The following is a 13,931-nucleotide window of genomic DNA, read 5'->3' as shown; positions in this document are numbered from 1 at the left end:
GGAGACCAGCTTGACCACTACACCGCTAAGAACTCAGCTCAACGTCGCACCGGGCTCGGTGGTGAGGATTCGGGACGAGGAATGGCTGGTCACAGCGGCAGAGCCGTCCATCGACGGCACCCTGGTGAGGGTCCAGGGCCTGACAGAACTGGTCCGTGACACCACGGCAGCGTTCTACTCCGGCCTCGACGACATCGAGGTCGTCGACCCTGCGAAGTCCAAGATCGTCGCCGACGACACGCCGAACTACCGCAAGGCCCGCCTTTTCCTGGAAACAACGCTCCGGAAAACGCCGACGCCGCAGTCCGCCAAAGAGCTCACCGTCTCCACCCGCATGCTCTCCCGCAACTTGAAGTACCAGCAGATCGCCGTCGCAAAAGCGCTCGATACGAAGAACATTCGCCCCCGCATCCTGATCGCCGACGCCGTGGGCCTCGGCAAGACGCTCGAGATCGGCATGATCCTCAGCGAACTGGTCAAGCGCGGCCGCGGAGACCGCATCCTCATCGTCACGCCCCGCCACGTCCTGGAACAGATGCAGCACGAACTCTGGTGCCGGTTCGCCCTGCCGTTCGTACGGCTAGACTCCGCCGGCATCCAGAAGGTCCGCCAGAAACTGCCGGCCACCCGCAACCCTTTCACGTACTACAAGCGCGCCATTATCTCCATCGATACCCTCAAGAGCGCCCGCTACCGCGCCCAGCTGGGCAAACTGCAGTGGGACGCCGTCGTCATCGATGAGTCCCACAACCTCACCAACACCGGCACGCTGAACAACGAGCTGGCCCGCATCCTGGCTCCCAACGCCGAGGCACTGATCCTGGCCTCCGCCACCCCGCACAACGGCCGCAACGAATCCTTCGCCGAGCTGCTCCGCCTCCTGGACCCCACCGTCGTCCGCCCCGACGGCAGCTTCGACGCCAAGCAGGTCGAGAACCTGATCATCCGCCGGCACCGCCACAGCCCGGAAGTGGCCCAGGAAGTTGGAGCAGATTGGGCCGAACGCGAAGAACCGGACAACCGCCTCGTATCGGCATCGCCCGCTGAAAACGCCATCGCCGACGAACTCTCTGACGTCTGGCTCTACCCGGACGGCAAGCCAGCACCCCACTCCGGGCAAAACGGATCCCTGTTCTCCTGGACCCTGGCAAAAGCCTTCCTCTCCAGCCCAGCCGCGCTACTGGAAACCGTCACCGAACGTCTCAAAAAGCTCGACGCCGATTCCCCGGTGGAGGCCAAAGAAGCGGAAGCACTCACGCGCCTGCAGAACCTGGCGAAAACAGCCAACACCGGAGAATCCGCGAAATACAACGAACTGGTCAGCTACCTCAAACGCATCGGCGTCGCTAAGGGCTCCAACACCCGTGCCGTCGTCTTCGCCGAACGAGTCGCCACGCTTAAATGGCTGCAGAACAAACTCCCCAAGGCCCTGGGGCTCAAGCCGGAGAACATCGGTCTGCTGCACGGCGGACTTAGCGACATTGAACAGCAGCGCATCGTGGACCAGTTCAAGCGCGGCAACAGCCCGCTGCGCGTCCTGGTGACCGGCGACGTCGCGTCCGAGGGTGTGAACCTGCACGCTGAATGTCACCACCTGATCCATTTCGACATCCCGTGGAGCCTCATCCGTATCGAACAGCGCAACGGGCGCATCGATCGCTTTGGCCAGCGCCACAAACCGCAGATCACCACCCTCCTGCTGAACCCGGCGAACACCCGGTTCTCGGGCGACATCAAGGTCCTGACCCGGTTGATGGAACGCGAACACGAAGCCCACACCGTGCTCAACGACGTCGCCTCGTTGATGGGGGAGTACAGCGAAAAGAAGGAAGAGGACGCCATCCGCGACGTCCTGATGGGCAAAAAGGACTTCGAGGACACGGTCCCGGATCCTGAGGCAATGGACGACGACGACTGGGACTTCCTCGACGCTGTCCTGAACCCGGAGACGCAAAAGGACCACGCCGCAGAAACGATCCCGGACGTCCCGTTGGAAAAGCCGCTGGGCCTCTATCCAACGGACCTGGATTTCCTCGACGAAGCACTCAACGAAGCCTTCGGCGACCCGCAGAAGAAACTGGGCTGGACCGTCCACACCGGCCACGGCATCGCGGAGTTGGAGCCGCCCGCTGACCTGCAGCACCGCCTCGGCTACCTGCCCCAGGACTACCTGTCCGAACGGAAAGTTACCGAAAAGCTCAAACTTGCCACGAACGTGCAGGCCGGCACCCGGGAACTGGACCGCGCCCGTGAGTCGGACACCATGAGCTGGCCCGAAGCCCATTACCTCGGGCCACTGCACCCCGTCCTGGACTGGGCCAGCGACCGGGCCCTCGCCTCAATGTCCCGTAGCGAGGTGCTGGCGGTCCGCGGCGACGTCGACGTTCCACAGGTCCTGCTGATGGGAACCTTGATGAACCAGCGCGGGCAGGTGGTGTCCAAAGCCTTCATCGGTGTGGAATTCCCCAACCCGCAGAGCCCGGACTTCTGCATCGCCGAGCCCATTCCGGATATCGGCAGGCACCTGGCAGAGATTGGTGTCCATGCCAAGGCAACCAACCCCGGACCGGTGCAGCTCACAGGTCTGCAGGACCTATTGCCGCACGCCGTCGAACAAGCCGCCAACAACCTCGAACTCACCTTCGCTGAAGCTGCGAAACAGGCCAGCGACCGGCTCGATGCCTGGACCAGCCGCGCGCACGGCTGGACGCAGGAATCCTTCGAGCTGGCTCAGCGCGGCGAAGTCCGGAAGCAGCGGGAACGCGTGACCGAGGAGCAACGTGTTGCCCAGTCACTGGCCCCAGCTCAGAGGCTGGTCCGCCCGTTGCTTGTGGTTGTCCCGCGCAATACCCCTGCCGCTCCTTTGGAAGGTGCTAACCAGTAATGCCGTCTTTTGATTCGATTGTTGTCGGTGAGGACTGGATCAGTGAGCACTTCTTCACCACGGATTCCACCAAGGAGTCCTACCAGGCCGAGGTCATCAAACTCCGCAAGTCGTGGGACGAACAGGCCAAAGACGGAGACCCGACAACGCTGACCCGTTTCGCCGAGGTCCGCGGACGGTTGCAGGCGCTTCTGACCGGATTGGCCGAAGACCCGTCAGGAGCCGCTGAAGCCTATTCCGTGCTGCGCCGCGCTTTGGGATTCCAGGGAACGACGGCGGCCGCCACCTTCAACCGCAGCGGCACCGAAACTACGGTCGCCGGCGTGTGGTCAACAGGCCAGTCCGAGGTGCTGTTCCTCGAAGCGAAGCCCGCTGATTCCCCTGAAGATGTTCTTTCATCCGTTCAGCCGTTGGGCAGGGTGCTTGTTGACGGCAAGGAAACCGACCTCACCGCTGCGAAGCTTGTGTCAGAGATTTACCTAGCTGAGCAGGCTCCACGCTTTGTAGTGATCATGGCCGGGCGCTGGATGGTGCTCACCGAGCCCGAACGCTGGGCTGAAGGCCGCTACCTCGCCGCGGACGCACTGCTCGTCGCGGACCGGAACGACACCAAGAAGTACGGCGAGACCGACCGGTTCCTAAGCATCTTCGGCAGGGATTCCCTGATGCCCGCCCCGGACGGATCCATGTGGTGGGACACCGTCCTGGAGTCCTCCGTCAAACACACCGTCGGCGTCTCGCAGGACCTGCGGGAAGGAATCCGCCGCTCCATCGAAATCATCGCGAACGACGTCCTGCAGCGGCGCGCCGCCCGCGGTCTTCCCGAGGACGACGTCGATGGCCAGGTTCTGGCCAAACAGTCCCTGCGCTTCCTCTACCGGATCCTGTTCCTGCTCTACGCGGAGGCTTCCCCGGAAATGGGAGTGCTTCCCGTCGGAGCCGGCGAATACAGCGAGGGATACGGTCTGGACCGGCTCCGTGAACTGACACTGGTCAACATGCAGTCCCGGGAAACCCAGCGGGGCACCCACATCTATGATTCGCTGGAACTGCTCTTCCGGCTTGTCGACGGCGGCCACGCTCCGGCTCGGGGGATGTCTCCCGATGAGATGGAACAGGCGAGCGGGGACAACGAAGGCCTGGTCTTCCAGCCGCTGAAGGCAGACCTGTTCCAGCCCGAAGCAACCTCGCTCATCAACGAGGTGGGGCTCAGCAATTCGGAACTTCAGCGGGTGCTGCGCAACCTGCTGCTGAGCAAGGAATCCCGCGGCAAGGACCGTGGCTTCATTTCCTATGCGGAGCTGGGCATCAACCAGCTCGGCGCCGTGTACGAAGGGCTCATGTCCTACACCGGCTTCATCGCCGCAGAACCGCTGTACGAAGTGGCGAAGGACGGTAACCCTGAAAAGGGCTCCTGGGTTGTCCCGGTGGACCGGGCCGACTCAATCGATCCGAAGCACTTCGTTAAAGCAGAAGACGAGCTCACCGGGGAGAAGAAACCTGTCCGGCATGAGAAGGGCTCGTTTGTTTTCCGGCTGGCTGGCCGGGAGCGCCAGCAGTCGGCGTCCTTCTACACGCCCGAGGTCCTGACCAAGTTCGTCGTGTCCCAGGCCCTGGAGGAACTGCTGGACCAGAACGGCGAGACAACCCTGGCCGATGACATCCTCCACCTCACCGTCTGCGAGCCAGCCCTGGGATCCGGAGCGTTCGCCATCGAGGCCGTACGACAACTTGCCGACGAGTACCTCAAGCGCAAGCAGGCCGAACTCGATGTTCAGATCCCTGCCGAAGAGTACCAGCAGCAGCTGCAGCGGGTGAAGGCGCAAATTGCGCTGCACCAAGTGCACGGTGTGGACCTGAACTCGACCGCAGTGGAACTGGCCGAAGTGTCCCTATGGCTGGACACGATGGTCCAGGGCCTCCAGGCTCCTTGGTTCGGGCTGCGCCTTCGTCGGGGCAACTCGTTGATCGGCTCGCGGCGTGCCACCTACTCACGTGCCTCTATTGCAGATAAGTCGTGGCTGAAATCAGAACCCTCGGATGCGCCACTCACGGGTCTCGTAGAGGCGATGGCCAACGACTCGGACGACCCTCAGGTGGTTTCACGCATCCATCACTTCCTACTGCCGGCCGAGGGATGGGGAGCAGCTGCAGAAGCCAAGGAAGTGAAAGACCTGGCGGGCGAAGCCCAGAAGGAGCTCAAGGCCTGGCGTTCCCGCATCAAGGCCAAACCGACAAAGACACAGATCGACCGTCTGGTGGGACTCAGCGGACGAGTGGAGTCTCTGTGGAAGCTGGCCCTTCGCCGGCTCCAGGTCGCCGGGACGGAAGCCCGACGGGACATCGAGTACTTCGGGAAGGCTGAAACCCCGGACCGCGTCGACGGAGCCACACGGCAACCGCGTGAGGCTGTGACGCGGGAGCAGATCGAGGCCTCGCTGAACGACCCCGACGGCTCGTACCAGCGGCTGCGCCGCGTCATGGATGCTTGGACCGCATTCTGGTTCTGGCCGTTGACTGAGACCGCCACGGAGGGTTCACAACCGCCCACATTGGAAGAGTGGATTTCGGTGTTGGAGGGCATCTTGGGGAAGACGTCCAAAGAGAATTTGCCGTCGAAATACAGGGTTTCGGGTCAGACTTCTGTCCTGTCTATGGCATCGTGGGGCGAGCTTGAGGGCATCGAATCATTCGACCACAGCACTGCCCAGGTGCGGAAAATCGACTCAGTACTGGAACAGCACCCATGGCTGCGGGTCTGCGAAAACGTGGCGAAGGAGCAGGGATTCTTCCACTGGGAACTCGACTTCGCTGCAGTCTTTGGCCGTGGCGGCTTTGATCTTCAGGTGGGAAACCCACCGTGGGTGCGACCTGACTGGGACGAGAATGCGATCTATGCGGAGTTCGACCCGTGGTGGCAGCTCAACGACAAACAGACGCAGGCTACCAAGGAATCCAAGAAAGAGCAGGCCAAGGCGGACGACGGCCAGCGAAACTTCATGACTGATCAGGCAGCCAGTGTTGAAGCGGTGCGTGCCTTCCTATCTTCACCCGCGACGTATCCCGTTGTGGCAGGACTTCGCCCCGACCTCTATCGATCCTTCATGGAACGGACGTGGAGGTCGAGTTCGCGGCAAGGAGTTGTCGCGCTCCTTCACCCCGAATCGCACTTTACTGAAAAGAAGGCTGCCCACCTGCGAGCTGAGACGTATCGGCGTCTCCGCAGGCATTGGCAGTTCATCAACGAATTGTCGCTCTTCGAGATTCACCATCTGGTCACTTACGGAGTGCACGTTTACGGAGCGCCAAAAGAGTCCCCTGAATTCCGAATGGCTACATCGCTTTACCACCCGGACACTGTCGCGCGCTCAGAGGTTCACGACGGATCTGGAGAAGTCCCAGGGCTGAAGGATGTGGACGGTAACTGGGACACACGTCCACATGCAGAACGAATTATCCGGGTGGACGAGAAGATTCTCAGGGTGTGGGCAGACATCTTGGACGAGCCCGGTACCCCGCCCCTCCATGCACGAATGGTGTATCCAGTTAACCGTGCCAGTTCCCGTGTCCTCGAGAAACTAAGCAAAGCTCCCCGCGTACGCGACCTGGGACTGCAGTATTCATCGGGATGGAATGAAACTACCGACCGCAAGAAGGGCTACTTTGAGGTCGGCTCGGCTGTTCCGCATTCATGGGATGACGTCATTCTCCAGGGACCGCACTTCACCGTCGCCAATCCCTTCGCCAAACAGCCAAATCCCACGATGAAGAACAACCTGGACTGGACCGAGATCGATCTAGAGGCCCTCCCCGACAATTTCATTCCAAGGACCAGTTACCAGCCTGTCGGCGATCCCGATCGTTACAGGAGGGATTATGGCACCTGGCTTGGAACCGACGGCAATCCAACTTCGGTGCGTAACCAGCTTCGGCTCGGATGGCGTCGCATGGCTGCCACCACTGGGAAGCGAACTCTCCATGCGGCACCTATTCCGCCGGGCGCCGCGCACGTCCATCCGGTTTATTCGGTAGGTCCGTTTGACTCTCCAACCGTGTTGTTGGGACAACTCGCTTATTTCGCGTCCCTTCCAATGGACTTCCTTATCAAGTCGTCCGGTTCTAGCGAGATTCAATTCATGCTGGTCGGGCAGCTGGCGAAGTTTGACCCAAGCAGCCCGCTGGCTCCACATTTGGTCGATCGGGCGGCAAAACTCGTTTGCACTACGGGCATCTATGCGGAAGCTTGGGAGAGTGCACTCGGCTCTGCGTGGAAACCTGAGTTCGTGCTGAGGAAAGCATCCGAACGCCGACAGGCGGAAGTGGAGCTTGACGCGATGGTTGCACTAGACACGGGCCTCTCGGCAGACGAGCTTTGCACCATCTACCGCACCCAGTTCCCAGTTCTCCGCGGCTACGAGCAGAACGATCTTTACGACGCCAACGGCCGCAAGGTTCCAGGAGACATAAACCGGCTCTACCGGAAGGTCGGTGAAAAGCTGACCCTTGAAGAGCGCACATGGACCCATCCGCAGAGCGGCGTCGAGTACGTGTTCGACTTCCCGTTCCGGAGTTTTGACCGGGAAGAGGATATGCGTAAGGCTTACGCACACTTCGAAAACCTGCTGGGGGACAAGAGTTAAATGTCGGAACTCCTTCCTACAAGCCAGAGCCAGGACCTTCGCAGGGGACTGTCCGACTTCCTGGCGACCACCTTCGCGCTCACCGATACCGGGGCGCAGTCGGCGATCCAGGACTTCCTCTCCGACCCCGAGAAGGGCCTGTTCAAAGGCCCGTATATTCGGCTTCGTCTCCCCTTCGAGAGCGCAGCACCGGGCTGGCGGGACTGCCTCGACTGGTATCAGGGCTTCGAGCCCTACGGCCACCAGGCACGGGCCTTCCAACGGCTCAGCAGCAAAGCGCTCACGCCTGCAGCCAGGAGCAGATACCGCCGGCCAGAACCGACCCTGATCACCACCGGCACCGGTTCAGGCAAAACCGAGGGGTTCCTTTACCCGATCCTCGACCACGTCCTGCGGGCCAAGAAGGACGGGATCATGGGCATCAAGGCGCTCATCCTTTACCCGATGAACGCCCTCGCCAACGACCAGGCGAAGCGTCTCGCTGACATGCTGACTACCTATCCGGAGCTGAGCGGAGTCACCGCCGGACTCTACACGGGGCAGAAAGACACCCCGCGGACCAAGGTCTCACCGGATGGACTGATCAATGACCGGGGCGTCTTCCACGAAGACCCGCCGGACGTCCTGCTGACGAACTACAAAATGCTGGACATGCTCCTGCTGCGCCATGACGACGCACCGCTCTGGGCAAAGTCTGCTCTCAGCCTCCAGTACGTTGTCCTGGACGAATTCCACACCTACGACGGCGCGCAGGGCACCGACGTCGCCATGCTGCTCCGCAGGCTTGGCCTCACGCTGAAGAGCTACTGGCCGGACGACCTCACAGACGCGCCGCACGGTCTCACCGAGCAGGACCGCGCCCGCCCGCTGGGCCGCGCCACACCCGTCGCCACCTCCGCAACGCTCGGCAGCGGGGGTGACCCGCAGACAATGCTCGACTTTGCCGAAACAGTTTTCGGCGAGTCATTCCCGCCGGAAGCGGTCATCACTGAATCCCGGCTAAGCGCGGAAGGCTGGGCTGCTCATGGCTCCGGCGCGGCACAGAACAAAAGCCTGCAAGCCATCAGCCTGGCTATCGCCGAAACCAACGCTGAGGTCGCCGCGCTCCGGGAGGAGGGTAAGGATGTCGAGGCTGTCATCGAACCGGTACTCGCTGCCCTGATCGAAACGCCTCCCGACGATCTGCTGGATGCCGTCCGAACTCATCCCCTGACAGGCGCCCTCCTCGCGAACGCCACCGACGCCGTCGCACTCTCCACCCTGGCTGAGGCGATATTCCCCGCCCAGGTTGCGAATCGCGCCCTGCCCACCGGCGCAGTCGAAGAGTTCCTTTCCCACGTCATCGCGCTGCTGAGCCATGTCCGCGCCCGGTACGGCATGAAGGCGCTGACCGTGGAGACGCACTTCTGGATCCGGGAAATGTCCCGGGTGGACAGTGCCGTGGACACCGTCCCGAAGTTCCGCTGGGCCGACGACGGCGTCGACCAGTCCGAAACCATGTTCCTTCCCGCGCTCTACTGCCGGCACTGCGGACGGCACGGCTGGGGAGCCCTCCTGGCTCCCACCGGGATGGATCTGGAACTGGACGACTCCAAGGTCCGCGAATCCCGGCTGGTGAACAATCCCCGGTTCCGGACGCTCATTTCAGCCGCGGACGAAGCCGACGCCGTCGAGTTCAACAGGGACGGTGCGGAGAGAATCCAAGGACTCTACTGGCTCCACACGGCCAACCGGAGCCTGTCCAAGACCCCGCCCGTGGACGACAGTGTCGACCTGCTGCAGGGCCGCATCATTCCCGTCCTGATGCTCGCCGGACAGGACGCGGACGACCAGTCCAAACAGGACGTCTGCCCGGCCTGCCTGGCCAAGGAAGGCATTGCCTTTATGGGCAGCGCCATCTCCACCCTGCTGTCTGTGACCATCTCCAACCTCTTCGGCGCACAGGGTCTCCACGAGGCGGAGAAGAAGGCCCTGGTTTTCACCGACAGTGTTCAGGACGCAGCGCACAAGGCCGGCTATGTTCAGGCCCGGTCGCACACCATGACCCTCCGCACGGCCCTGCGGCGGGCGCTGGGGGATGATGTCAGGACGTTGACCGAGGTTGTTGAGGGTGCCATCTCCGGCGCCTCAACGCCCGCCGACCGGTACCAGCTGATAGCTCCGGAGTACGCGGACCGCAAGGAATTCGTTCCCTTCTGGCGTCCTGGTTCTCCGCCGTCGGCCCGCACCACCGCGCGCAAGTATGTCCGCCGCCGTCTGCAGTTCGATGCCATTCTTGAGCTGGGACTCCAGTCCCGCACCGGCCGGACCCTGGAGCTCACCGGAGCAGTCGCCGTCGAAACCGATGCCGGAAGCCCCACGCGAATGCTCACCGTCGCGGGCAAAGCCTGGGAGACCGCGCAGCACCAGACCATGCTCGGCGAAGCTGCCCCCACCCCCGAACAGCTGCTGCAGTGGGTCCGGGGAACCGTTGAGCGCGTGCGCCTGCAAGGCGGCATTTACCATGACTGGCTCAAAAACTACATCGCTAAGGACGGCAGGCGCTGGCAGATCTGGGGCGGCCGTCCCAAGGGGCAGGGCATGCCCGCGTTCCCGGCCGGGCGGTCCGCTCCCACTTTCCCCCGGATTGGGAAGGCCGATGCGACGGCGGAGAACTTCGACTCGGTCACGTCCACCGCGTCCTGGTACGCCCGCTGGACTTCGCGCTGCCTGGGCGTCCCGACGGCAGACAGCGCCTACCTGGCCAAAGCGCTCATCCTCGCGTTGGCCGAGGACGAGGTGCTGGGAACATCCCGTACAGAGTCCGGTGCGGAAATCTACTGGCTGGACGCCGACAGGATCCTGGTCACACCTCCCGACTCCGACGACCTGAAAAACAAACACCACGTCCTGGCCTGCACCGTATGCCACGCGGTAACCCCGGGAAGCCGTACGGTCTGCGACCAGCTTGAGGGAGCCCCCTGCACACTGGTGCGCTGTCCGGGGAAGCTGGAACGAGCCGAAGGCCATCCGGAAAACTTCTACCGCAAGCTCTACTCCTCGCAGGAGAGCAAACGTGTGGTAGCGAAGGAACACACGTCCCTGCTGGATGACGCCACACGCATCACCTACGAGACCCAGTTCAAATCCGGGTCCGAAAACCCGCAGGCACCCAACGTCCTGGTTGCGACGCCCACCCTGGAGATGGGCATCGACATTGGAGATCTCTCCTGCGTCATGCTCGCTTCGCTGCCCACCTCCGTGGCGTCCTACGTGCAGCGGGTGGGCCGCGCTGGCCGCCTGACCGGAAACTCCCTGGTTCTGGCGTTCGTCCAGGGCCGCGGCGAACATCTGCCCAAGTTGAACGAACCACTCTCCGTCATCAACGGCGTCGTTCAGCCCCCGGCCACGTATCTGGACGCCGAGGAAATCCTGGCCCGCCAGTACGTTGCTCATATTGCCGACCGGTTCGCCCGCGACTCGGGCCGCCGCCACCCCCGCGAGGCTATCCATGCCCTGGGCAGTGTTGAGCCGGGGTCATACCTGGGTGACCTGATCCAGGATGCCACCGCCAACGCCGATGCGTATCTGCAGGACTTCCTGGGCCAGTTCGGCGATAGTTTGTCCGAGTCCAGCCGGAGTCGTCTGGTTGCCTGGGCTACGGAGCACGACGGCGGCGAGCCGAGCGATCTGGCCCGTCACCTCGTCCGTGCCTCAGGGCAGTGGAAGGCTGACATCGAGGAACTGGAGGCTCGACGCAAGACGATCGACGCCGTCATGCCCGAACTGCAGAAGGCCGCTGATGATGCGGAACGTTTGGGTGATTCGTCATCCGAAGCTCCTCAGGCACTTCGGACCGCCAAGGCAACACTGCGGATGATCGGCGGGCAGCTCATGGAGCTGCGCGGGGACTACTGGATATCCGTCCTCGAGGCCTACGGGGTGTTCCCGAACTACACGCTGTTGGACGATTCAGTCAGCCTGGACGTGGGTCTTTCCTGGAAAGATGCGGACACCCAGGAATTCGAAACGGATACGGTCACCTACAACCGGGGTGCCTCCGTCGCGCTGAGCGAGTTTGCTCCCGGGGCCACGTTCTATGCCCAGGGCATGGAGATCCAGATCGACGCCGTTGACCTCGGTCCGCAGCAGAGCAACGTGATGCAGTGGCAGGTCTGCCCCAACTGCGGGTGGATCAACAAAGAGGTGGCGTCCAGCAAACCAGTGGACACATGCCTGCGCTGCAAGACCAGCGCCATTGCGGACATGGGTCAGGTTTTTAACGTCGTCCTGATGAAGAAGGTCTCCGCGGAGATTCGCCGGGATGAAGCTGCGATCAATGATCGCCGGGATAACCGCGTCCGGGAGCGCTTCACCATCGCGGCCGCAGCGGATATTGATGAACAGCATCTGCAGAAGCGCTGGTTTATTGATGGCCTGGATTTCGGTGCCGAGTACCTGAACCGCATCGACATCCGCTGGCTCAATACCGGACGCACCGCCTCCAATGGAGGCGTCCGGCTGATTGCCGGCGACGAGGTCAAGGCACCGATGTTTCGGCTGTGTTCCTACTGCGGCCAGCTGGACCAGGCGGCCAAGGAAAACAAGCCAACCGAGCACCGGTTCTGGTGCAAATACCGGAAGCAGGACCAGGAGAGCATCCGTGATGTGGTTCTGGCCCGGGAGCTCAGCACCCAGGGCGTGGTGCTGCACCTTCCTCCTGAGGTGACGTTCGGTGATGACTTCGCAATTCCCAGCCTCCAGGCGGCAGTCCTTCTTGGCCTGCAGGAAGTTCTGGGCGGCGCCCCGGATCACCTCGGTGTGCTGCGCATCAGCGACCCCGTCTACCAGGACAACCGGCCGGCTCTGCTGCTGCATGACAAGGTTCCCGGCGGCACCGGGTACCTTGCCGAGTTCGGGGACCCCGAACGGGTCTGGCAGCTCCTGAACGCGGCGTGGACAACGGTGAGGGACTGTCCTTGCCGGAACGAGGAACGGCTGGCCTGCCACCAGTGTCTTTTGCCGCATGCGGAGCCATGGCAGGTCGATAAAGTTGCCCGGGCTACGGCCGAAAGGATCCTTCGCCAGCTGCTTCTGGTGGGGAAGGACGAAACCGATGCAGCGCCGTCGTTCGATGCTTGGAAAGTGACCGAGGAAGTACCGGTCCTGGACGAGAGCACGGAGTCTTTCCTGGAGAAGCTTTTCCGTAAGGCTTGGACGGACCGGCTCAAGGATGTGGGCGCGCACATCAAGGTGACGCCGGGTGCGTTGGCTGACACCATCACGTTCCGAATCCCCGGGCAGTCCTTCCAATGGCAGCTGATACCGCAGGCAGACGTAGCGGGAACTCGTCCGGACTTCCTCCTGCGTGGTCCGGCGGATCCTAACTTCCCTGTCCTGGCGGTTTACACCGACGGACACAAGTTCCACGCCAGCCAGGAACACAACCGGATCGCTGACGACGCCGAGAAACGGAACCGGCTGCGGCACACCACCGAGCTTTCTGCCGCCGTCATTCCCTGGGCGATCACCTGGGACGACGTAAAGGCGTTCGAAGCGGGACCTGATGCGCCCGTTAACATGCCTGGCTGGGTCAATGAGAAGTTGAACGCCCAGCTGATGACGAAGTATCCCGTGGACGTCGGCATCATGAACCAGCTCGGTCGCGATGCGGTCTCCATGCTGTGGGAATGGGTCAACCGCCCCGACCCCGAGGCCTGGCAAAAGTTTTCCGAGCTGGTGCCGTTGATGCTGATGCAGCAGAAACCGCAACCTGCTGATCGGGACGCCGTGTATGCGCACGCACGAGATTTGGCGCAGGGAGTCCAGGTGCCGCTAACGCCTGGTGACAGCACTGGGTGGAGCTACCAGTCGGGAAGTCTTGGGTTCACGGCAGCCGGCTCACCGTCGAACCTTCCTGCTGTGACGGTGGGGCTCTGCCTGGATGATCGGGATGAGTCCCTGTCCTCTCCGGGACATGAAGAATCGTGGCGGAGTTGGCTCCAGCTATCCAATCTCTTGGCTTTCAAACCACTCGGGATGACGATCGGATCTGTCCTGTCCAGCGTGAATGCCGGCGACCTGAACGCTGAAGCGGCCCAGCGTGAAGCCGCCCAAGCTGTGGGCAGCGACTGGCAGGAGCTGCTCGCCGATGCCACTCAAGCGGAAAAGGTTGTCCTGCTTCGTCTTGAAGCGGCTGGTCTGCAACGGCTGCCGGAGCTGGGCTACGAGCTCGACGGCTGGGTGGCAGATCTTGCCTGGCCGGAGGTCCAGGTTGCGTTGGCCTACGACGACGAATCGCGGGCCAAGTTCGCCTCCGCCGGCTGGAAAACAGCTACCGATATCGATGAAATCCAGGAACTTCTAGAGGCAGTGGGGGATTGATATGGCGTTGGTGACGTGGATAAGGCAGAAGGACAAGATAGATG

At 62.4% G+C, this 13,931-nt stretch carries 3 protein-coding genes; all 3 read left to right on the top strand.

The genetic code is table 11. From position 1 onward, the window contains the following. The first annotated feature begins 10 nt into the window (after positions 1-10). From GD628_RS12295 to GD628_RS12285, 3 genes are read left to right on the top strand one after another with little or no spacing between them, the layout of a single operon-like run. Entirely contained in the window at positions 11-2,884 is a 2,874-nt protein-coding gene (locus tag GD628_RS12295; protein WP_226802522.1) for a helicase-related protein, read from the top strand. After that, positions 2,884-7,524, top strand: coding sequence for an Eco57I restriction-modification methylase domain-containing protein (locus GD628_RS12290; RefSeq protein ID WP_152274896.1), 4,641 nt, complete (start codon positions 2,884-2,886; stop codon positions 7,522-7,524). The genes GD628_RS12295 and GD628_RS12290 overlap by 1 nt, the downstream gene beginning before the upstream one ends. Next, the gene (locus tag GD628_RS12285) at positions 7,525-13,887 is read left to right on the top strand and encodes a DEAD/DEAH box helicase (protein WP_152274895.1); all 6,363 of its coding nucleotides are present in this window, start codon (positions 7,525-7,527) and stop codon (positions 13,885-13,887) included. Positions 13,888-13,931: the final 44 nt, after the last annotated feature.

The organism is Arthrobacter koreensis (assembly GCF_009193255.1).
GTDB lineage: Bacteria > Actinomycetota > Actinomycetes > Actinomycetales > Micrococcaceae > Arthrobacter_B > Arthrobacter_B koreensis.
Note: the sequence above shows the minus strand (reverse complement) of the source record. Positions and strands in the feature narration are given on the sequence as shown.

Bases quoted from the DNA above. Each gene is read 5' to 3' on its own strand.
- GD628_RS12290 (WP_152274896.1), top strand. From the start codon at position 2,884: ATGCCGTCTTTTGATTCGATTGTTGTCGGTGAGGACTGGATCAGTGAG.
- GD628_RS12285 (WP_152274895.1), top strand. From the start codon at position 7,525: ATGTCGGAACTCCTTCCTACAAGCCAGAGCCAGGACCTTCGCAGGGGA.